General features: G+C 72.0%; 19 protein-coding genes and 2 pseudogenes. 12 read left to right on the top strand and 9 right to left on the bottom strand.

Annotation, left to right across the window (positions count from 1 at the left end):
- The first annotated feature begins 4 nt into the window (after positions 1-4).
- The 8 genes and pseudogenes from ABD363_RS04585 (at position 5) to ABD363_RS04550 (ending at position 7,706) form a co-directional block, all read left to right on the top strand.
- Positions 5-1,414 (top strand): FAD-dependent oxidoreductase, encoded by a 1,410-nt coding sequence (locus tag ABD363_RS04585; protein WP_344600042.1) that lies wholly within the window; start codon positions 5-7, stop codon positions 1,412-1,414.
- A gap of 14 nt (positions 1,415-1,428) precedes the next feature.
- Positions 1,429-2,625 carry an NAD(P)/FAD-dependent oxidoreductase gene (locus ABD363_RS04580; RefSeq protein ID WP_344600041.1) on the top strand — a complete coding sequence of 399 codons (1,197 nt, stop codon included), beginning with the start codon at positions 1,429-1,431 and terminating at the stop codon, positions 2,623-2,625.
- A gap of 21 nt (positions 2,626-2,646) precedes the next feature.
- The gene (locus ABD363_RS04575; protein WP_344600040.1) at positions 2,647-3,333 is read left to right on the top strand and encodes a M24 family metallopeptidase; all 687 of its coding nucleotides are present in this window, start codon (positions 2,647-2,649) and stop codon (positions 3,331-3,333) included.
- A gap of 178 nt (positions 3,334-3,511) precedes the next feature.
- A complete protein-coding gene (locus ABD363_RS04570; RefSeq protein WP_344600039.1) occupies positions 3,512-4,987 on the top strand; it encodes a pyridoxal phosphate-dependent decarboxylase family protein in 1,476 nt (491 codons plus the stop codon).
- A 412-nt stretch (positions 4,988-5,399) separates the two neighbouring features.
- A complete protein-coding gene (locus ABD363_RS04565; RefSeq protein ID WP_344600152.1) occupies positions 5,400-5,909 on the top strand; it encodes a GNAT family N-acetyltransferase in 510 nt (169 codons plus the stop codon).
- 213 nt (positions 5,910-6,122) lie between these two features.
- Positions 6,123-6,621, top strand: a pseudogene (locus ABD363_RS04560) (P-type ATPase actuator domain-containing protein); the annotation flags it as partial.
- Positions 6,622-6,713: 92 nt separating this feature from the next.
- Complete coding sequence (locus ABD363_RS04555; RefSeq protein ID WP_344600038.1) at positions 6,714-7,028, top strand: hypothetical protein; 315 nt, start codon at positions 6,714-6,716, stop codon at positions 7,026-7,028.
- 267 nt (positions 7,029-7,295) lie between these two features.
- Positions 7,296-7,706, top strand: coding sequence for a four-helix bundle copper-binding protein (locus ABD363_RS04550; RefSeq protein WP_344600037.1), 411 nt, complete (start codon positions 7,296-7,298; stop codon positions 7,704-7,706).
- A gap of 70 nt (positions 7,707-7,776) precedes the next feature.
- On the opposite strand, the gene ABD363_RS04545 is transcribed toward ABD363_RS04550, so the two are convergent.
- The 4 genes from ABD363_RS04545 to ABD363_RS04530 all read right to left on the bottom strand — a co-directional run bounded on the left by ABD363_RS04545 (position 7,777) and on the right by ABD363_RS04530 (position 12,536).
- Complete coding sequence (locus ABD363_RS04545) at positions 7,777-8,301, bottom strand: DUF4396 domain-containing protein (protein ID WP_344600036.1); 525 nt, start codon at positions 8,299-8,301, stop codon at positions 7,777-7,779.
- Positions 8,302-9,381: 1,080 nt separating this feature from the next.
- Positions 9,382-10,023, bottom strand: a complete 642-nt coding sequence (locus ABD363_RS04540) for a DUF305 domain-containing protein (RefSeq protein WP_344600035.1) — start codon at positions 10,021-10,023, stop codon at positions 9,382-9,384.
- 120 nt (positions 10,024-10,143) lie between these two features.
- The gene (locus ABD363_RS04535) at positions 10,144-10,545 is read right to left on the bottom strand and encodes a DUF6153 family protein (RefSeq protein ID WP_344600034.1); all 402 of its coding nucleotides are present in this window, start codon (positions 10,543-10,545) and stop codon (positions 10,144-10,146) included.
- A gap of 1,202 nt (positions 10,546-11,747) precedes the next feature.
- Entirely contained in the window at positions 11,748-12,536 is a 789-nt protein-coding gene (locus ABD363_RS04530; RefSeq protein WP_344600033.1) for an MBL fold metallo-hydrolase, read from the bottom strand.
- An 87-nt stretch (positions 12,537-12,623) separates the two neighbouring features.
- Between ABD363_RS04530 and ABD363_RS04525 the strand changes: the two genes are divergently transcribed.
- Positions 12,624-13,241, top strand: a complete 618-nt coding sequence (locus ABD363_RS04525; protein ID WP_425577938.1) for an ABATE domain-containing protein — start codon at positions 12,624-12,626, stop codon at positions 13,239-13,241.
- A 49-nt stretch (positions 13,242-13,290) separates the two neighbouring features.
- Here ABD363_RS04525 and ABD363_RS04520 read toward each other — a convergent pair whose 3' ends face one another.
- Positions 13,291-13,707, bottom strand: a complete 417-nt coding sequence (locus ABD363_RS04520; protein ID WP_344600031.1) for a VOC family protein — start codon at positions 13,705-13,707, stop codon at positions 13,291-13,293.
- A gap of 592 nt (positions 13,708-14,299) precedes the next feature.
- On the opposite strand from ABD363_RS04520, the pseudogene ABD363_RS04515 reads away from it, so the two are divergent.
- Positions 14,300-15,019, top strand: a pseudogene (locus ABD363_RS04515) (ISL3 family transposase); the annotation flags it as partial.
- Positions 15,020-15,066: 47 nt separating this feature from the next.
- The gene (locus ABD363_RS04510; protein ID WP_344600030.1) at positions 15,067-15,894 is read left to right on the top strand and encodes a transposase; all 828 of its coding nucleotides are present in this window, start codon (positions 15,067-15,069) and stop codon (positions 15,892-15,894) included.
- 15 nt (positions 15,895-15,909) lie between these two features.
- Here the strand turns inward: ABD363_RS04510 and ABD363_RS04505 are convergent, their stop codons facing one another.
- Positions 15,910-16,566, bottom strand: coding sequence for a hypothetical protein (locus tag ABD363_RS04505; RefSeq protein WP_344600029.1), 657 nt, complete (start codon positions 16,564-16,566; stop codon positions 15,910-15,912).
- A 271-nt stretch (positions 16,567-16,837) separates the two neighbouring features.
- Entirely contained in the window at positions 16,838-17,434 is a 597-nt protein-coding gene (locus tag ABD363_RS04500; protein WP_344600028.1) for a TetR/AcrR family transcriptional regulator, read from the bottom strand.
- 164 nt (positions 17,435-17,598) lie between these two features.
- Between ABD363_RS04500 and ABD363_RS04495 the strand changes: the two genes are divergently transcribed.
- The gene (locus ABD363_RS04495) at positions 17,599-18,564 is read left to right on the top strand and encodes an alpha/beta hydrolase family protein (protein WP_344600027.1); all 966 of its coding nucleotides are present in this window, start codon (positions 17,599-17,601) and stop codon (positions 18,562-18,564) included.
- A 102-nt stretch (positions 18,565-18,666) separates the two neighbouring features.
- Here the strand turns inward: ABD363_RS04495 and ABD363_RS04490 are convergent, their stop codons facing one another.
- Both ABD363_RS04490 and ABD363_RS04485 read right to left on the bottom strand, forming a co-directional pair.
- Positions 18,667-19,470, bottom strand: coding sequence for a phosphatidate cytidylyltransferase (locus ABD363_RS04490; protein WP_344600026.1), 804 nt, complete (start codon positions 19,468-19,470; stop codon positions 18,667-18,669).
- Positions 19,467-21,230 carry a histidinol-phosphate aminotransferase family protein gene (locus ABD363_RS04485; protein ID WP_344600025.1) on the bottom strand — a complete coding sequence of 588 codons (1,764 nt, stop codon included), beginning with the start codon at positions 21,228-21,230 and terminating at the stop codon, positions 19,467-19,469. The genes ABD363_RS04490 and ABD363_RS04485 overlap by 4 nt, the downstream gene beginning before the upstream one ends.
- Positions 21,231-21,515 lie beyond the last annotated feature (285 nt).

The following is a 21,515-nucleotide window of genomic DNA, read 5'->3' as shown; positions in this document are numbered from 1 at the left end:
CGCCGTGAGCCACATCCTCGTCATCGGCCATGGTCCGGCCACTCACCGGCTGCTGCGCGGGTTGCGGCGCCACGGGCACGACGGAACCGTGACCGTGCTGTCCGCGGAGCACCACCCCGTCCAGCACCGTCCGTTGCTGACCACCGTCCTGCAGGGCCGGCTCGATGCCGCCCTGCTCCGCCCGGAACCCGAGCCCGGCGCCCGTGTGCTGACCGGAACCGTCGCGACCGCCGTCGACACCGCCCGCCGCGTGGTGCACGCCCGGCAAGGGGACACCGTCACCGCGCATCCCTACGACGTCCTCGTACTCGCCTGCGGTGCCCGCCCGGCGATCCCCCCGCTCCCCGGGGTGGACGACCGGACCGGGCGACTCGCGCCGGGTGTCACCACACTGCGCGAGGTCGCCGACTGCGACCGCATACAGGGCGCAGCTGTGACGGTACTCGGAGGCGGACCGCTCGGCGTGGAGACGGCGAGCGCACTGGCCCTGCGGGGCACCGCGACCACCCTGGTCTGCTCCGGCCCCCACCCGCTGCACGAACGGCTCGGCGGCACCGGCGCGGCACTGCTGACCGCACGACTGCAAAAGGCCGGGGTCGAGGTCCTCGGCGGGCGCAGGGCCATAGCGCGCGAGCCGGGTCACCTGCTGCTCGACGACGGCACCAAGGCGCCTGCCGACAGCCTGGTGCTGTGCACCGGCGTGGAACCCGAGGTCCGGCTCGCCCGCGCGGCCGGTATCAGGGTGCACCACGGGATCGTCGTGGACGACGCGCTGCGCACCAGTGACAGCCGCGTCCACGCCATCGGGGACTGTGCCGAGCATGCGGGACGCACCGTGGCCGGCTACGAGTCCGCGCTCACGCAGGCCGACACCCTGGCCGCGGTGCTGACGGGCCGCGAGGCGGCGCATCGTCCCACTCCCGCCGTCCTGCGCCTGCGCACTCATGCAGTGGACGTGGCGTGTGTCGGGCCACTCGCCGCCTTCCGGCGGAGCGGCGTCCGGACCGTCGGCCTGCTCGACCCGGCGGGCCGGCGCTACGCGCGGCTGGCGCTGGACGGCGACCGGATCGCCGCCGCCGTGCTGCTCGGCCTGCCAGAGGCGATCGCCACTGTCAGTCATCTGTACCGGCGCGGCCTGCCCGTCCCCTCCGACCGCCTGAACCTCCTCCTCGGCATCCGGTCACAGCTCTCTCCGGCCGAGGACGACGATCGGACGGACTCCGTGGTGTGCCTGTGCAACCACGTCTCCCGGCAACAGCTTGCCGGCGCCTGGGAACTCGGCGCCCGGACCGTTCCCGCTCTGATTCGGGCCACCCGCGCCACCACGGGCTGCGGCAGCTGCACCGAGCGGGTGGAGAGGCTCTGCGCGGGCTGGGCGGATGCCTCCGGACGGGAACTGGAGCCGACACCATGACAGCCACTCTGATCGTGATCGGGCACGGGATGGTCGGTCACCGGCTCGTGGACGCACTCCGCGAGCTGGACCGGGATCGCCGGTGGCGCGTGGTCGTGCTGGGCGAGGAACGGGAGCCGGCCTACGACCGTGTGCGGTTGTCCGCCTACCTTGGAGGCCGCAGCCGGGCAGAGCTCAGCCTCGTCGCACCTGAGTTCGCGGCGGATCCACGGATCGATGTGCGCTCCGGAACGCCGGCCGTCCATGTCGACCGGCGGGCCCGCACGGTACGGACGGCCGACGGTGATGTGCTCCGATACGACGCATTGGTGCTGGCCACCGGCTCACGTCCGTTCGTTCCGCCTGTGCCCGGCCGGGAACTCGGCAACTGCTTCGTCCAGCGGACGCTGGAGGACGCCGACGCGTTGCGTGCCGCGGTCCGGCCGGGACGGCCCGCGGTTGTCGTCGGCGGCGGCCTGCTGGGGCTGGAGGCGGCGCAGGGACTACAGTTGCTGGGGATGCAACCCCATCTCGTGGAAGCCGCGCCCCATCTGATGCCGGCACAGCTCGACGTGGAGGCCGCGCACATCCTGCAGCACGGGGCCGATCGCCTGGGCCTGCACCTGCACTGCGGTACCACGGTCACGGCAGTGCACGCGGGGCCGCACGGCGCGGCGCGGTCCGTCACCCTCAGCGACGGCACCGTGCTCGACACCGACCTGGTCGTCTTCGCTGCCGGAGTGCGCCCCCGGGACGATCTTCCAGTTGCTCCGGCTCTGCGGCTCGGTGACCGTGGCGGGTACCTCACGGACGTTCTCTGCCGTACCTCGGACGCCCACGTCTGGGCGGTCGGAGAGTGCGCGGCCGTGCTAGGACGCTGTCATGGCCTGGTCGCGCCGGGATACCGGATGGCGCAGAGCGTCGCCCGCCAGCTGACAGGCCGTCCCAGCGAGCCGCTCGACGCCATGGACACCTCCACCGAGCTGAAACTGCTCGGCGTCCATGTGGCGACGTTCGGGAGGACCCCGGGTGAGGACGGAAGCGCCATTGAGATGACCTTCCGGGAAGGTGTCTCCCGCTACGCCAAAGTCTTCCTGCGCCGGGACACGGGAGCCCTGCTCGGCGGAATCCTCGCAGGGGAGACAGGCTCCCGGGCCGATCTCGCAGCCCGGGTCGGCCGGCCGCCGGCCACCGACCTGGAACGCGTACTGTTCCCCGATCCGTCGTTCTAGCCGACACCTGTGAGGACACCCATGCTCGATGAATCCACCCGCGCGGCACGACTGCTGGAAGCCCGGGCACAGGCCGTCGAACTGTTCACCGAGGTGAGCACTCGAGGACTGATCATGCCTGGCAAGCGGGAGCGCACCGTCAGTGACGAGGTCCGGGACCTGGCGCACGACCTGTTCGGCACTACCCGGTACTGGCACAAGCGGATCGTGCGGTGCGGGCCGAACACCCTCAGGCCGTACGAGGACAATCCGCCCGACCGAGTGATCGGCGCCGACGACATCGCCTTCGTGGACTTCGGACCGATCTTCGACCAGTGGGAAGCCGACTTCGGACGCACGTACGTGCTCGGCGACGACCCCGCCCGGTTACGACTCCGCGATGCCCTCCCCGCCCTGTTCGCCGAGGGCAAGCGCTTCTTCGACAGCCACCCGGACCTGACGGCAGCGCGTCTGTACGCGGAGATCGAGCGGCTGGCCCGGGATTCCGGGTGGGAACTGGGCGGCTGGCACGCCGGGCACTTGGTGGGGGAATTCCCGCATGAGCGCATCAAGGACGCGCTCGTCCAGTCGTACATCACGCCCGGCAACGACCTGCCGCTGCGCCGACGGGATCGCTCGGGCCGGGTCTGCCATTGGATCCTGGAGATCCATCTGATCGACCGGCGTGGCGGTTTCGGCGGGTTCTACGAAGATCTCCTGGACTTGTGAGAGGGGCGGTGGGCGCCGCTCACGCAGAGGAGGAGGTCGGCCCGCGCATCCGCCGCGCGCTGCGGGACCGCCGCGAAGAGACGTCCTCGGCAGGGGCCGTGAAGACGCGTACGGCGGCAGCGCGTCCGCACCCATCGGCCCGCGTTCGGCTCCGGACCGCACAGCGCAGCGACTCCTCATGGAGTGCGTACGCATCACCCTGGCCTTCGGTGACGAAAGCGCGTTTCAGGGCCTCCTCACGCCCGACGCGGCAGTGCTGCCCGATCACGCCGGCACGGCGGCCGCTCAGGTGAAAACGGTCGAAGTGGTCGAGGTCGTACCCAGACTTGACCTTCGGGACGGTTCCCGAAACAGGCCAGCTCACACCCAGGAGCACGGAACGAACCGGATCGGCCGAATCACCAGGAAAGCGAGCAAAGCGTCCATGAATTTCGACAGTGATTTCCTCCCGGACGAATCGGGTCTGACCCGCGCAGTGCACACACTGCTGCGCGAGCTGCACAATCCGGGAGTACCGCACGTCGCGCCGGACATGACAGCAGACCTGCCGGACGAACTGCCCCAGGACGGCATCGGCGGACACGCAGCGCTCGACGCGCTGTCGGCCACGGCGTTCGAGAAGGCCAGCCGCCTCGACCATCCGGGCTTCTTCGCACACATGGACCCTCCCACGCCGTGGCACGCCTGGGCAGCGGCGATGTGGGCAGCGGCGACCAACCAGAATCTCCTGCACCCGGACACCGCTCCCGCAGCGCGTGCGCTGGAGGAGCGAGTGATGCGGTGGATGGCCTCCGCATACGGCATGGACGGGGGCCACTTCGTCCCGGGCTCCACCATCGCCAATCTCACCGCGCTCTGGGCGGCCAGGGAACTGACGGACGCGACACAAGTGATCGCCTCCTCGGCCGCGCATCTGAGCGTCGCCAAGGCCGCCCATGTCCTGGGCATGGATTATCTCCAGGTGCCCGTCGACGACCGGCAGAACCTGCGCGAGGACTTGCTCCCCGACGATCTGTCGCGCAGCGTGCTGGTGCTGACCGCCGGGACAGTCGCCACCGGCGCGGTGGACACCCTGACCGCCGGCCGGGGCGCGGCCTGGCGTCACGTGGACGCCGCATGGGCCGGGGCGCTGCGTTTCTCCTCACGTGCCGAGGTGCTGGAAGGGATGGACCTGGCCGACTCGGTCGGCATCTCCCTGCACAAGTGGTTCTTCCAGCCCAAGGGCAGTGCCATGGTGCTCTTCGCCAGAGCCGCCGAAGCACATCGAGTGATCAGTTTCGGCGGAGGGTACCTGGCTGCGCCGAACATCGGACTGCTGGGTTCCAGAGGAGCCTCGGTCCTTCCCCTCGCCGTCACACTGCTCGCCTGGGGCACCCGGGGAATCACCCAACGCATCGACGCCTGTCTGACCACCGCCGACTCCCTCGCCGATCTGGTCGCCGCCGAACCCCGCCTCACCCTGTGGCGGCCTCCGCGCACCGGAGTCGTCAACTGGCGGCCGACCGACCATGACGCCGAAGCAGTGCACGGCCGGTTGGACGCTGCCTGGGTGAGCACGGCGGACATCGACGGACAGCGCTGGTTCCGGTCAGTGGCCGCCAATCCGCACGCAGACCCCCGCACAGTGGTGCGGCATGTGCTGGACGCCTTGTAGTCGCTTCGGAAGGGCGTTGCCGAGGCTGAACTCGTGGTGGCGTAGGGGCTGACGGGCGGCAGTCGCCTGCGGTATCACCGGCGCATGCGGTATCCACGAGGGGCGGGCCGACCGCCGAGCGGCAGCGGTTCCGCGAGGGGTTACGGCTTCGGGCGGCCGTGCGGTTCGCCCGGGGCGAGGCGAGTTCGGTGGTCGCCAAGGACCTGCGGGCCGGTGTCATCCCCGTCTTGCAGGGAACGCGGCTGTCGCTCTCGCCTCGATGTTTCGCAGCGGGTGGCAGCGCATCGGGCTCGGATCCCACCGGATCACCGCAGCCGGCCACCAGGACAGGGCCCGGGAGTACGGCAGCGACTGCAACTACGCCGCTCACCTCCTCCACCGGCACGACAACACCCACGAGAACGGGAACGCCATGCCCACCTGGACCACCCGCCCGGAAACCGCCGAGGACATCCCCGCCATCCGCGGCATCCTGCTCGCCGCCTTCCCCACCCCCCTGGAAGCCGACATCGTCGACGCCCTGCGCGCCGACCCGAAGGCGTGGATCGAGGGCCTGTCCATGGTGGCCACTGCCTCCGACGGCGCCCCGGTCGGGTATGCGCTGCTCACACGCTGCCACGTCGACGGCGAGCCCGCCCTCGCGCTGGCACCGTGCGCGGTCCTGCCCTCGGCCCAACGCGCCGGTGCGGGCTCCGCCGCCATCCGCGCCGCTCTGGACGCCGCCCGGACCATGGGAGAGAACCTGGTCCTCGTCCTGGGACACGCCGGCTACTACCCGCGGTTCGGCTTCACCTCCGCTTCCCGCTTCGGCATCCGGGCGCCTTTCGAGGCACCCGACGAGGCCATGATGGCCCTGCCGCTCGTCACCGGCCGTCCGGTTCCGGTCGGCACCATCCGGTACCCCGCAGCCTTCGGCGTCTGACACCGCGGTGCCCCGCGGCTCACCCGTCCGGGGCGCCGCGGCTCCGGGGTCGCACCCTGAGCACGGACATCGGTTCCGTTGCCCGGCCATCACCGGCCGGGGCCGGGGCCGATGAAGTCACCGCCGCCGTGAAGTGATGACCCACCGCCGTGCTCCGGGCGTCGGTGAAGGACATCACCGGCCGCAGCCGGCGACCGCTTCCTGGTCCGGCCGGGCGAGAAGATCGCCACCGACGGCACGGTCGCCGAGGGCACCTCCGCCGTCGACGCCTCCATGCCCACCGGCGAGTCCGTACCCGTCGAGGTCGGCACCGGGGACGCCGTCACCGGAGCGACCGTGAACGCCTGCGGCCGCCTGGTCGCCGAGGGCGCCGACGAAGACGAGGTGCTGCGCCTGGCGGGGGCGCTGGAGCGCGCCTTCGAGCACCCGATCGCGGCGACGGTGGCCACGGGCGCCGCCGAACGGGCCGGCGATCTCACCCTGGTGGGCGGCGACCTGCGTGCCGCCGCCGACGCCGTCCGCCTGGCCCGCAAGACGCTCGGCACCATCAAGTCCAACCTGTTCCGGGCCTTCGCCTACAACGTCGCCGCCCTCCCCCTCGCCGCGGCCGGACTGCTCAACCCGATGATCGCCGGAGCCGCGATGGCGTTCTCCCCCGGTCCTCGTCGTCGGCAACAGCCTGCGCCTGCGCGGCTTCAAGGCCGCTGGCTGACACCTTGCCCTCGCCGCACGGGCGAGGGGCGGACCACCAGGCCCGCCCTCGTTTCTCCGTTGCTCCTCCCGTCCCCGGGGAGGGCGCCGTTCATGGCGCACGAGGAAGGCCGCATGCGCGACTTCGTCTACCCCGGCAGCGGCGGCTGCCGACTGCACGGCACGGCCCCGGGGCAAGGGCCCGGACTGGTCCCGCTGTACGGCGGCGGCCCGGACCGCTACAGCCTGCTGCCGTCGGCCCGCCATCTCACCGGCGGCTTCACCGTCGCCCTGCCGGACAACCGCGGCCCGGACCGTTCGGTGTGCACCGCCCAGACCCGCCACGTCCGGGCCCGGTACGGCACCGGCCCGCCCTCGGTTCCCATCGGCACGAGTGAGACCGCTGTGATCCGCCGCGTGACTCGGTGAAAACCCGCGCACGGTGCCGTGCCCGGCGCTGACGGCACGGGCACCGTGCGCCGGCTTGTCGCGCGGCCGTACGCACCAGCGGCGGACGAAGCCGTGCCAGCGGTGACCGGGAGGTACGAGGGCTGTCCCCGAGGGCGGCCGAGCCGGGGCGTCCGGGTGGGACGTCGCAGGACGGCAGTAGTTTGCGGCGCTTTGCGCAGTGATACCCGGCAGGCGTCACCGGCGGGCGTTTCGCGCCCTGCCCGCAGCAGAACAGGAGTGTCTCTCATGACCACTTCCGTCAACGACATGCTCCGCACCTACCCGGCCGACCTGGGCGGCGTGGACCGGGAGGCCATGGCCCGGTGCATCGAGGAGTGCCTGGCCTGCGCGCAGGCGTGTACCGCATGTGCGGACGCGTGCCTGTCGGAGGGCATGGTCGGCGAGCTGACCAAGTGCATCCGCACCGACATGGACTGCGCCGACATCTGCACCGCGACCGCATCCGTCCTGTCCCGGCACACCGGCTACGACGCCAACATCACCCGGGCCGTGCTTCAGGCCTGCGCCACCGTCTGCAAGGCGTGCGGGGACGAGTGCGCCGCACACGCGGACGTGCACGAGCACTGCCGCATCTGCGCCGAGGCATGCCGGCGCTGCGAGCAGGCGTGCAACGAGTTGCTCACCGGCCTGGGCTGACGCCGTCGCGCACATGGCCGGGCGGCCCCTTCGATGCCGAAGGGGCCGCCCGGTGCTGTGCTGGTGCGGGTCAGTGGTAGGCGTGGACGACGGCGTGGCCCTTGCCTCGGCCGATCATCCACTTGTTGACCGGCGTGGTGATCACGAACGCCACGGCGAAGCCGCCGAGCAGCGCCGACCAGAACAGCCCGTCCGACAGGTGCGCGTCCATGGCGCCCGGTGTGAGGGCGATGATCGCGTTGTCGACCAGTTCCATCACCGCGATGGAGACGGTGTCGGCGGCCAGCGCCACCTTGATGGCGGCCTTCAGGGAGAGTCCGGCGCGCACCACGGCGAAGAGGGTGAAGGAGTAGCCGAAGACGAAGGCCAAGGTGATCGCCAGGATCATGGTGGGCACGTTGCCCCACAGCAGGGCGGTGCCGATGACCATGCCGAGGATCTCGCCGATGGCACACCCGGTCAGGCAGTGGAGTGTCGCCTTCACCGCCGTCGACCAGGACGCGCCCTTGCCGTGGCCGCCGTGCCCGGCGTGCTCGGCGTGACCGTGGTGGCCGTGGCCGTGCGCGGTACCGGTGTGGTGCGTGGTGTGGTCCATGACCCGTCATCCCCTGTTCGGCTTCGCAGTGTGGGCCGGTGGCGGTCCCACAACCGCAACCATATACCCCCAGGGGGTATATGGCCAGGGGTATTCCCGACCGGTCACCGGACGATGGCGGAGCATCCAGGTGCGGCCGCCGTCGGCGGACTCGTAGACGGCGTCGGTGCTGTCGGCGGCCGGCGGCCGCCGCGGACTCACCGCGGCCGGTACGGTGGCCCGGCCGCCCTCGGGCAGGCGGCCCAGCTGCGTCCACGGCCCGTCGCCGCGGCCGGTGAGCACACTGCCGTCGGCCGTGAGCGCCCCGAGCGAACCAGGTTCCGGCTCCTCCACCGCGACCAGAGGGGATGCCGAGGAGACGGGGCGGAAGCTGCGCCCGCCGCCGGTACCGCGCTCCAGACCGGTACCGGCGGCAACCCGCGCTCGCGCCGCGCTGCCGGGGTGGGATGCCGGATCGAGCGCTGTGCTGCGGGCACGCTCGTCCCAGCTGCGGCCGTCTCGGTGCCGGCCCGCGCCTTGCCGCTTCGGCTGTCGGATCCGTGGAGCACGTCTCCGGCCTGTGCAGGGAGTGGAAATCGGCCTCGCCCCGGCGGAGAGCGTCTGCCGGGTCCGGCCCGCGTCCGTGCTGCGGATCGGCCCCGGACGGGGCGAGCGGGCCCCGGGGCCGGCCGGGGCGGGGTGGCCGCCTGCCAGGAACGCGGGGGGGGGACCGGTGGCGGTGAAACCCATGGTGTCCTGGTAACGGCCAGCCACCCGAGTCGCCGTGCCGCCGTCCAGACGGAAGACGCCGTGACGGCCGGCAACGTGGACAGCACCGTCGGCCGGGCCGACGCCCAGGCCGTACAGGTGGCCGGTCCCCGGGTCAGGGACTGCCGCGCTGTCACGGCCGGTCGGCCGTGGTGTCGGTAGCGGAGCAGGCGGCCGGCAGCAGGCCGGCCGCGACGAGCAGGATCAGGGCACGCGGACAGCGCCGCGCTGTGCGAGTCATGGCGTGGAGTCCGCGCAGGAGGAGGACAGGCGGGCCTGCCGGTGCGCGGGCGGGCACCAGCGGCGCCCGCCCGCGCACCGGCGCGCCGGGGATCAGTCCTTGCCGAGCAGCTTGTTCATCTGCTCGATCTCCGCGCTCTGCGAGGCGATGATGTCCGCGGCCATCCTCCGGGCCGCGGCGTGGACGCCGTCGGCCTGCTCGGTCTCGGCCATCTCGACCGCACCCTCATGGTGCTTGATCATCATTTCCAGGAAGGCGGTGTCGAACGCCTTGCCTGAAGCATTCTCGAGCTCGGTCATCTCCTCGGCCGTCATCATGCCCTCCATGCCGCCGTGCATGGAGTGGTCCATGGCGCCCTCGGTCGGCACTTCCTCGCCCCAGGACGTCAGCCAGCCGGACAGCTTCTTGATCTCAGGCTCCTGGGCCTTCCTGATGTCGGCGGCGAGCTTCTTCACCTCCGGCGACTGGGCCCGCTCGGGTGCCAGGCCGGCCATCTCCACGGCCTGGCGGTGGTGGGGAATCATCCCCTCGGCGAAGGCCACGTCGGCCGCGTTGTGCCGACCCTGCGACGCCGGCGCCGAGGCGGACGAGGAAGCGGCGGCGTTGTGGCCACCGTGCCCGGCGGCCGAACTGTTGTCGTCGCCGTTGCCGCCGCAGGCGGCCAGGACGAGCACGGCCGCACCTGATGCGGTGACGGCGGCGATACGGCGGACGAGGGAACGCTTGCGGATCATGGTGGTGCAACTCCTTCACACGCGGGTCACGGCGCGCGGTGGATCGGACATGGGGCGTGCGGGAGCACGGCACCCGCCACCGGGTCATCACGGGGCGCAAGGGGTGCCGAGCGGGCCGCTCTATATCCGAAGAAGTTGCAGCTCGGACAGGTCGGGCGGGGCCCGTCCGTCATGGGACGAGCCGGTGGCCACCGCAGGGGGAAAAGGGGCAACGGGCGCGTCGGGCACCGTGCCGGTCAGCATCGGCGGCGTGTATGCCGAGGCAGTGCCGGCGGCCGCGCACGTCCCGTCGGCGTGCTCGAGATGGCCCGATCCGCCGTCGGTGTGCGCGCATCCCCCGTCCGCGTGCGGCACGCCGTCCGCCGCGGCCATCACCATCTCGTGGCCGGCCGCTGTCCGCGCCGCCGGCACTCCGCCCGGAGCCAGGCCGTGCATGCCCAGCACGCCGGCCAGCACCGCCAGCACCAGCAGCGCAAACAGCCGCCCGGCCGGGCGGCGGCTTGAACGGGTGCTTGCGGTCACGAACTCATCGTACGGGGAGTCCTGCACCGAGCGGGTGCAGCCGCCAGTTGCCACACCGCCTTGCCTTCTCCCGACGTGCATGTCCGCCGCGGTCCGGGGATCCCGGCGGCCACCGTCCGGCGCGCGCGATCTCACCGAGGCTCGCTTCCGGGTTCTCCCCCAGGCACTCGGCCGCGGTTTCGACGATCGCGTCGGTGCTCCGCAGGGCGTCGGCGCGTCTGGCGGTGCTTCTCCCGCCCATCACCGCCGGGCCCGGCTGGGCCTGGGTCTTCTTGGTCAACGTCCCCGTCGGCCCGATCGTCCTCGCCGCACTCCCCCGTATCCTGCCCGATCTCCCCCGCGTGGCCTCCGGCTCCCTCGACGTGCCCGGTGCCGCCCTCGCCGCCGCGGCCACCGGCGCCCTCATCCACGCACTCATCCGTGCCGGCGACCACGGCCGGCTCAACGCCCTCATCCTGTTCGCCGCCTCGGCAGCCGTCTGTGCGGGGCGGCGCCCGCACCGGGCGCGGCATCATCGCCGAACTGCCCGGCCTCCGGACCGGCGACGCCCTCGCCTCAGCCGTCCTGACCGCAGCCGCACCCACATCGAGGATCGCACCTACGGCTCGCGGATCGTCGACGCTTGCGCCGGGAAGCTGGCGGCGGTCCTTCGGGGCGACCGAGGATCGAAACACCTCCGACGCCGACCTCGCCCGCACCGAGCTGGGGCTGGCGGTCGCCCTCCGAACGCTTCCGCAAGGGCCCGGGACCCCATCACGTCGCGGGGGCGCCCCGGACGCGGTGGTCCCTGGTCCAGCCGGCGTGGTGTCCTCCCCTCCGACGCGGGGATGCTCCGAACAGACGCCACGATGGGTTGGTGTGGTGGCGCTTCCCTGCCGACGCGCAGGTGTCCCGAACCTCACGGGGCGCTGCCACCTGGCCAAGCGGTCCGGACGCCAGCGGCAGCCGTCGGCTGCCCGCGCGTGCCGGCGGGTGCGCATCGATGGGCGCATCATCGGCACCGCGTACTCATGGCCCGATCTGACCGTGTTCCTCCATGACGCCCGTCTGGAGAGCTGGGACGGCCGTGACGGGCCTTTTTCCCGTCGTGACGGCCGGCGGCGCCGCAGGACGCCGCGGAGGTTGCCGCTCACCGGTCGGGGCCCGATACGTCGCGGGCCCCGACCACCGTGCGGGCACGACTTACGAACGGAGGTCTGCGCTCAGGCGCGCTGGAGCCAGTCCGCGTCCAGGCGGTCGGTCAGGCCGGCGGCGGCGAAGGCGGCCTCCAGCTCGTCACGGCCCTCGGTGAAGTGGGCCCAGCTGTCGTGGTGGACGGGGACGACGTGGCGGGCGCCGAGGATCCGGGTGGCCTCGGCGGCCTGGGCGCTGTCCAGGACGATCAGTCCGCCGTCGAAGAGCATCGGGAAGCGGGGCGCTCCGGCGAACAGGATGGCGGTGTCGACCGGGGCGAAGCGCTCGGCGATCTCCCTGACCGCGTCGAGGGAGGCGTTGTCGCCGCTGACGTAGACCGTCGGCAGCCCTTCCCCGGTCAGGACGAAGCCGACGACCTGGCCGGCGAAGGGCTCGACCTCCTCGCGCGGCCCGGGGCCGTGGATGGCGGGGACGCCGGTGACGGTGACGGTGCCGCCGCCGGGGCGCTCCAGCTCGACCGACTCCCAGTCGGCCAGGCCCTTGGCCCTGCCCCCGAGACGCTCGCCGCCGCCGGGGGTGGTGAGGGTGAGGGGGACGTCGGCGAGCAGGGCGCGGCCGGAGGTGTCGAGGTTGTCGGCGTGCTCGTCGTGGGAGAGCAGGACCACGTCGACGCGGCCGAGGTCGGCGGGGGTGGCGGCGGAGGGGGCGGTCTTGGTCAGGGTCGGGCCGGACGAGGGGTAGTCGCCGGGGCCGTCGAAGGTCGGGTCGGTCAGAAAGCGCAGGCCGCCGTACTCGAACAGGGCAGTCGGGCCACCGAACGTGCGGACCGGGAACTGAGCGGCGTCGAGCTGGGACATCAAGACTCCTCTATCTCTCACGGAAAAACTCTGCTTTTAGCGTGACGTCAGGCTATGCAGGCATCACGGAAAAACGCAAGCGCTACCATGAGAGACATGGACGAAGCCCTGGCCACCGACACAGCGCAGACCGCTCTGCCCCCAGCTCCGGGCGCCGACCGGTACCGTTCCCTGGACTTCGCCGACACCGCCGCGACCCTGCCCGCCGGCCAGAGCTACGACCTGCTCGCCGCCCCCGAATCCGCCATGCGCTGGCTCGCCGCCCACGACCTGACCGCTCCGGACGTGCAGCTGTACGAGGTGTGCGCACAGCGGATGCGCACACTGCGCGGCCACATCCGCGCCCTGTTCGCCGCCCGCGTCCACAGCACCACCCCGCCCGCAGAATCACTGCGCGCGGTGAACGAGGCACTCACGGCCGTCCCCACCGCACCCCTCCTCGCCTGGGACGGCGCCCAGGGACCGCGCCGCATCCAGGCGCACCCCACCGACCGGGCCGTCAACCACGCACTGGCAACCCTCGCCGCCGACGCCGCCGACCTGCTCACCGGTCCCGACGCCGGCATCCTCGCCGCCTGCGGCTCCGCCCCCTGCGACCGGTTTCTTCTGCGCACCCACGGCCGGCGCCACTGGTGCTCCACCCGCTGCGGCGACCGCGCCCGTGCCGCCCGTGCCTACGCCCGGCGCAGCGGCGCCCCGGGCTGACGCACCGCCCCGAACCCCCTTGCGGCCCGTCCGGTGGCCACGTGCGCCTTCAGCAGGAGCCGCGGTAGGTGCCGAAGGTCCACAAGTTGCCCTCCGGGTCCTGCACCGTGCACACGTACGCCGCGGCACCCGACCCGAACCGGGTCTCATGCGGTGCTTCAAGAACCACGCCGCCGGCGTCGACCACCCGCCGGTGCACCGCGTCCACGTCGTCGCTCACCACGTACACCGCGCTGGTCCCCGCCCGCATACGCCCGTGCACGCTGTCCGTGTGCCGGGTCGAGCCGAACACCAGCGCACCGCCGCCGGGCCAGCGCAGCTCGGCGTGCCCGATCCCGCCGTGCTCGTCCGGCGCGGCGACCGCCTGCTCGAAGCCCAGCACGTCGACCAGGAAGCGCAACGCCGCCCTGGTGTCGTCGTAGTGCAGGACGGGCCAGACGGAGGACGGAGAGGCATCGGACGACATGCCGCTCATCGTAGGTCCGAAGGCCGCCACCTCCCAGAGCCCCCGGCCACCGGCGGAACGAGCCGCACCCGGTGCCCCGGAACTCCGACCAGTGCTCGGGCAAAGGAAACCGAACAGCGCACGGCCGGAACACCGCCTCTTCGCCGGTGCGGCGACACGGTGGAGCCTGCCGAGCACCAGGTCCGGGTCCGCGCCCCCGACCCCGTGCGGCCCGTGGACGGCGTCTCGTACGACGCCGTGCCCGCCGGCACCTGGCGCCCCAGCCGGACTTCCGTATTCGTCCTGCTCAGCGTCCTGGCGGCGGGGAGTGTGGCGAGGGCAGGGGTGGGGTGGGCTTGGACCGGCTGTCCCACCCCTGCCGGACCCCCGTCGCACTCCCCGCGCCGCCCTTGTACTGAAGCAGGTGCGGGGAATCGAACAGGACCGACCGCGGTGCCTCCCGAAGAGGTGAACATCTGCTGTCCGTTCTCGGGCTCTGACTCAACTTTTGCGATGTGGCTACTCCCTGTGACTAATGGCCTTGCTGTAGGTCTCGGCGAGATCGTCCGGAAAGTGACGGTGCCGACCTCGTTCGGGCTGATGGTTCTGGGCTGTGCGCGAGGTACTGCTCCGGCTGGAAGAGCTGCTTTTCCTGGCGGATCCGGGGATCGGAGTGGAGTCGGTGCAGGACGATGGCGAGGTGATCCGAGTCGGTGTCAGATGCCGGACGGCCGGGGCTCGGTGTCCGGGCTGTGGGAGCTGGTCCGGGCGGGTGCACGGCTCCTACCTGCGGTTTCCCGCTGACCTACCGGTGGCGGGACGGCAGGTGGTGCTGCGGCTTCGTGTTCGGCGCTTCACGTGCGAAGACGTCTTCTGCGGGCGGCAGACGTTCGTTGAGCAGGTCGCGGGCCTGACCCGGCGGTACAGCCAACGGACCGAGCGGATGCGGTCGGTGCTGTCCGAGGTCGGCCTTGCCCTGGCCGGTCGCGCCGGTGCCCGGCTGGCCGACGTCTTTGGGGCGAGGGTCAGCCGGAACACGGTCCTACGGCTGGTCGACGCGCTCCCGGAACCCCAGCCACAGGTCCCGCGTGTGGTCGGCGTCGACGAGTACGCGATGCGCAAGGGCCGTGTCCACGGGACCGTGCTGGTCGACGTCGAGACCCGCAGACCGGTGGACCTCCTGCCGGATCGCGAGGCAGGCACTGTCACGGCCTGGCTGGCCGAGCGCCCGGGGATCGAGGTCGTCTGCCGTGACCGTGCCCTATTCTTCGCCGAGGGCGCCAGGATCGGGGCACCCACCGCGGTCCAGGTCGCCGACCGGTTCCACCTCTGGCGCAACCTCGGCGAAGCGGCCGAGCGGTGCGTCTCCCGCCACCGTCCATGCCTCCGCGCGACCTTCACCGCATCGGAACCGGAAAGGCTCCGGCTTCGGCACCGGCGGAGCGCGGGTCCCCGTGGCCCACCGGGCACCGGTTCGCCGATCGCACCCGCGCCAAGCACGCCACTGTCCACGCGCTGCTGGCCGCCGGCCATAGCCGACGCTCGATCCAGCGCCAGCTCGGCATGGCCTACCGCACCGTCCAACGGCTGGCCGACGCCGCGAAGCCGGAGGACCTGTTCCAGGGACAGTGGCAGAACCGCAAGACCAAGCTCGACGACTTCAAGCCCTGTCTGCACGAGCGATGGGCCGAAGGCTGCACGAACGCCTGGACCCTCTGGGAAGAGATCAAGACGCACGGCTACACGGGCGGCTACGGAGCCGTCCGCGCCCACATCCAGCCGTTCCGCACATCCCCGACCGCGCCGGCAGCCCGCCCGCCGTCCCCGCGCACGGTCACCGGCTGGATCCTGACCCACCCCGACACCCTGCCGGAAAGCGAACGCCTGAAACTCAAATCCGTCCCCGCGGGCTGCCCCGAACCGGATGCCCTCACCGGGCACGTCCGCGCGTTCGGGAAGATGCTCACCCAGCTCCAGGGTGACCAGCTCCCGCAATGGATCAAGACGGTCCGCGCCGACGACCTGCCCAGCCTCCCCACCTTCGTCAACGGCCTCGAACGGGATCTCGCTGCCGTCACCGCCGGCCTGACACTGCCGTGGAGCTCCGGCGTCGTCGAAGGTCACGTTAACCGGATCAAAATGATCAAGTGCCAGATGTACGGCCGGGCCGGATTCGGCCTGCTGCGGAAGCGTGTTCTGCCGGCCTGACCGCAGCTCTGTTGCTCAACGAGAGGGTCCATCCAGCTGATCAGGAGCGGCAGGATCCAGGCCCAGCTTGCTCCGGCACGAGTCGACGGCCCGGGCAGCCCAGGCAGTCACGGCGTCGCGATCTGGCGCGATCGTGTGAAGCTCGCGTGCCCTCCTCTGGGCTTCGACCATCCACGGAACCAGCGGGTCCTCTCGAAGGACTCGCTCGAACTGATCGCGGGCCGTGTCCGGATCCCCGACCAGGGCGGCCGCGACCCCTGCGTCGAAGCAGTCCCAGAGGAATCCCCGCCGCACCGGCCTGGATGTCAGGTATCGGGCGACGTCTGGCAGAGCCGGGAACTTCTCCCTGAGCGCGGTCACGTTCGCAGCCGCCTGTCGGCTGAGTTCGAGTGCCATCGGCGTGAACTGCTCCTCGGTGCGGAACAGCTCGGGGCTGACTCGGACTGCGTCCACGTGGAAGGCCAGGTGGTCCACGTCGTGCCACAGCCACATCGCACCGACGTGCAGACCGCTGCCAGCAGTACGTGACGGGGTGAACTCCACAACCCCGAGCCACCACCCGCGATCATCGATCCACAGCCGCGACCGCCCACGCTGGGCAAGGCCGAGCGGCTTCAGGGACTCCCGCGCCGCCGAGTTGATGATCCGGAGCACCGGACTGCGATCCGCCATGTCACGTATTATCGACCGCCCTACCGACACCCCCGTCGGTACTGGACGTCACCGTTCCACAAAAGTTGGACCAGAACCCGTTCTCATGGGCAGAGCCAACAGCGGATGTTCACGACGTTGAGCGGCATGCCGATGGTGTCGTGTTCGCTCTTCACGAGAAGCGACAGCACCGGTCGAAGGGCGCTGTTGCCTGCTGGCGGGTCCGGCTGTCGAGGGGCGGTTGCCCAGCGGGCGGAGGTGCGGAGGCGGGATGCGATGCCGCTCGTCGGCATCAGGACGCGTGAGGTCGCCGAAGTCCCTGGAGGAGGAGAGCGATCAGGCGTCGGGGGTCGTAGCGGGGGTCGTCGTCGCGTCCGATGCAGAGGTTGCCGATGCCGCGCATCAGTTCGTACGGCTGCGTACCGGGTCCGATGTCGCCTGCCTCGACCGCGGCGTCGAGCAACTCGGCGCAGACGGGCAGCAGGCGGTCGAGGAAGTAGTCGTGCAGTGCGGCGAAGCGGTCGTCGTCGGACTGCAGGGCGTCGGCGAGTCCGTGCTTGGTGACGAGGAAGTCGACGAAGAGGTCGATCCACTGGCGCAGTGCCTCGAACGGGGAGTCGGCACTGGCCAGCAGGTTCGGGCCGGCCTCGGCGCACGCCTCGATCTGGTGGCGGTAGACGGCCGTGATGAGATCCGCCCGGGTCGGGAAGTGGCGGTAGATCGTGGCCATGCCGACGCCCGCCCGGGCTGCGATCTGGCGGATCGGCGCGTCGACGCCGGAGGTGACGAACACCTCGGCGGCGGCGGCGAGCACCGTTTCCCGGTTGCGCCGGGCGTCGGCCCGCTTGCCTCGGGACGGCGGCTTCCCCGCGGGGCTGTCGGCGGTCACCGAGTACTCCTTCCACACCGATTGACAAAACGGAGCAGCGCTCCGAATACTAAGTGGAGCATCGCTCCGCTTCAGCTTAGCCGAAGCGGATGCCCCTGTCCCCCTTGCCGTCGCCGGTCGCAGGAGACCGGCGACGGCAGGCGCCGCCGAAAGGGAACCCCACCATGAGCGCATCCACCGCCACCAGCGCCGACGCCTTCGGCGCGCCCGCCCCGGTCCTGTCCTTCAGCCCCGTCGTCCTCCCGGTGCCCGGACGTCCCGTGGACCTCCAGGTGCGCGTCTCCGCACCCGCGACCGGAACCGGCCTCCCCGTCGTCCTCCTCTCCCACGGTCACGGTCCCTCGAACAACCTCTCCTCGCTCAACGGCTACGCGCCCCTCGCCAACTTCTGGGCCGCCCACGGATTCGCCGTCGTCCAGCCCACCCACCTCACCTCCAGGACACTGAGCCACCTGGTCGCCGACGCGCCCGGCGCACCCTACTTCTGGCGATCCCGGGCCGAGGACATGACCCACGTCCTCGACCGGCTCGACACCATCGAGCACACCGTGCCGCAGCTCGCCGGACGGATCGACCCCACCAAGATCGCCATCGCCGGACACTCGCTCGGCGGCTTCACCGCCGCCCTCCTGCTCGGCGCCGGGCTCGACGACCCCGACACCGGGGACCTGGTGCACCTCGGCGAGCCCCGCATCAAGGCCGGCGTGCTGCTCGCCGCGCCCGGCAGGGGCGGCGACGCCTTCAACGGGCCCATGGCCGCGCAGTGGCCGATCATCGGCGCCGTCGACTTCTCCACCATGACCACACCCGCGCTGGTCGTCGCCGGCGACAAGGACGACTCCCGGCACTTCACGGACATCGGGCCGGACTGGCACGCCGACCCCTACACCCTCGCCCCCAGCCCCAAGACCCTGCTCACCCTGTTCGACGCGGAGCACGGACTCGGCGGAATCGCCGGATACGACGCCGCCGAGACCACCGACGAGAACCCCCGGCGAGTCGCCGCCCTCGCCCGGCTCACCGCGGCCTACCTCCACACCCAGTTCCACCCCGGCGCCCGCGCGTGGCAGGCCGCATGCGAAGCGCTGACAACCGGCCCCCACTCCGTAGGACGAGTCGAAGCCAAGTGAGCCCCCGCGGCCGCGTCCCTCGTCGGGCTCGTGGGCCCAGTCGGCAGACCGGCACTCGACAACGGCAGCCGGGCAGCCGGCCGCCCTGAACCGCCTCGTGGCTCACTGCAGCACCAGCAGCACCGCCAGAGCCACGAGGAGGGAGTCGATCCGGTCGAGGATGCCGCCGGAGCCGGGCAGCCACCGGCCGGCGTCCTTGGCGCGGGCGCCCCGCTTGACCATCGACTCCAGCAGATCCCCGAGCGGGCCGCCGACCGCCACGGCCACCGCCGTCTGCCACGTCAAGGAGGACAGCACGACCAGCGTGAGGAGACCGGCCGCCGCCCCGGCCAGCGTGCCGCTCCACCGCTTGGCGGGCGACAGCGGGGAGAGCCGGGGGCCGCCGAGACGGCGGCCCGCCGCGTACGCGACGATGTCGGCGATCGACACGGCCACGAACAGGACGAGGCCGAGGACGCCGGACGATACGAGGCCGGCCAGGGCGCCCAGCCACACGAGCCCCAGCAGGCCCGCCCCCAGGCGGCGGAGTCCGTGCTCCGCGTCGCCCGAGAGCAACGGCACCCCGGCGATCGCGAACGCCCCGGCCGCCGCCACCCGGAGCACCTCCCCGGGGGCCAGCCAGGCGGTCAGGACGAGTCCGGCGATCGCCGCGCCCAGCACCGCCCGGTCCACCGGACCCAGCCGGAGCAACCCGCCGAACTCCGCCACCGCGACCACACCGACCACGGCCACGAGTACCGCGATCCCCGGTGGACCGAGCCAGAACGCGGCGGTCACCAGGGGCACTCCGAGCGCCCACACGCACCAGCGGACCATCAGTTCACGGCGCCGGGTCGCCGCCACCGCGACGCCTCCGACCGCCAGTGCCCCGCCGAGGTACGGCACGAGAGCGGCGACCGTCGTCACCGGGAGGCCCGTCCCGACGCGCCCGGGACCACCGCGGCCGGCGTGCGCAGCGCGTCCAGGGCGCTCCGGCACGCCGCCACGATCCGCGTGTTCTCCGCCGTGTCGCGGACGGCGATCCGGACGGTCCGCCCCTCGTACGCCGGGGACACCGGCGACAGGTCACGCAGGAAAACGTCGTGCCTACGGCACTCGCGCACCAGCCGCGCCGCGCTCGGTCCGTCCGGCGGCAGGGTCACCGTGAGGAAGTTCGCCACCCCCTCGTCGACCGAGGAGAACTCTCCCAACTTCTCGAGGTCGTACGCCAGTTCCCGACGCAGCACATGGGTGCGGGCCCAGCGCTCCGCGTAGTACGCGGGGTCGCGCAGCGCCGTCACGGCAGCCAGCTGGGCCGGCAGGCTCACGGGCCACGGCGGCGTCCAGCGTCGCAGCTCCCCGGCCGTCTCCGGACCGGCCACCAGGTACGCGGCCCGCATTCCCGACAGCGCGTACATCTTCGACAGCGAGGTGCAGACCACGACCCGGGCGTCGGCCGAGGCGAGCCCGGCAAGTGAGTCCGCCGGATCGGCATACCCCAGGTACGCCTCGTCGATCCACCACCGCGTCCGCGCGGGCGAGGCCTCGATCACCGCGCGCAGCGCGTCGGCCGGGGCGTGCCGGCCGGTCGGGTTGTTCGGGTTGACCACCACCACGAGGTCGTACCGTCCGTCGCCGGTCGCGGCGGCGAGCCGGGCCGGGTCGAGCAGCCAGCCGTCCTCCCGGCGCAGCCGGAGACGGTCGACCCGGCAGCCGATCACCCGCTCGGTGACATGGGCGTACTCCCCGTAGCCCGGATCGAGCAGGAGCACCCGGCTCTCCGGCGTCAGCCACCGGCCGAACGCGCGGAAGATCAGATCGGACGAGCCCGCCCCGACGACCAGCGACTCCACCGGCAGCCCGCGGACCTCGGCGATCTCCGCGAGCAGTCCCTCCGCGCCCGTCGGCGGCGAAGTCCGGGCCGCCCACCCCGGATCCTCCGAGAGGACCGCGCGGACTCCTGGGGCCGGCGGGAACCAGGCGTCCAGCACATCCGCCGCGACCACCTCGTGACGGCGGGCCAGGGTCGAAAAGCCGGTGCCGATCGCCGAGAAGAACGCCCCGCCGTGCTCACAGCCGTCCGCACGCGGCGCGAAGGGCACGTCGAGCCGCCAGTCGAGACCCGTCCGCAGCCGCTCCAGGATCCGGCCGTGGCGCTCCGTGACGGTTTTTGTCAGTCCGGCCACGGAGCCGCTGAGGACCTCGAACGAGACCGCGCCCGAGCGGACCGTGCGCCCCACCGGTCGCAGTCCGGCGGCGAGGTACATGTCGAGCAGCTCTGTGCGTCCCATCGCCACCACCCGGCGTCCGCCCCGCGCCGCGACCCAGCGCAGTGCCGCGTACATGAGGAGTGCCGCCGCCGCGGTGGACCGCCAGTGCTCCTCGACGGTCAGGACGCGGATCTCGAACGGCGCCTCCTCGGTCAGGACCGGCAGCTCCTCGCGCGTCAGGTACTTGTCGAGGGAGTAGCGGCCCACCCACGGCGGGGTGAGGCTGACGAAGCCGATCCGCGTCTCGCCGCGTGCGGCCACGAGATAGACGTTGTCGCCGTCGAGTCCGTCAATCAGCCTCCCCGACGGATCCACCGGATGCTGGCCGAGCTCCTCCGCGTACACGCGGTGGCGCAGTTCGTGGATCCAGTCGCGATCCCGAGGCGTGGCAGTGCGCAGCTGCAGAGCGTGGTCCATGCGTATGTTCCCCTGAGACGGTCCGGCGTTCGCATCTCAGCATGGAGGAGTCCGGCAGACGGCACCTGAGTACGCGTACTCAGCCCGACGGCGGACGAGCCGGAAGCGGTCCAGGTCAGGGCCGAGTCCGCAGGAAGGTTGAGGAGTTGCTGCTCCCGTCGCTCGCCGACGTGACGGTGTTGCCGGTCGACGTGGAAGACGAAACGGTACGCGGAGAGGCCCGAAGTACGGTGGCCGGGGCCATCCGTCCCGGGTGCGGAAGCTGGTCACGGCGGATTCACAGCT

Source organism: Streptomyces glaucus, assembly GCF_039533365.1.
GTDB classification, from domain to species: Bacteria; Actinomycetota; Actinomycetes; order Streptomycetales; family Streptomycetaceae; genus Streptomyces; species Streptomyces glaucus.
This window is presented reverse-complemented; position numbering and strand designations above follow the sequence as displayed.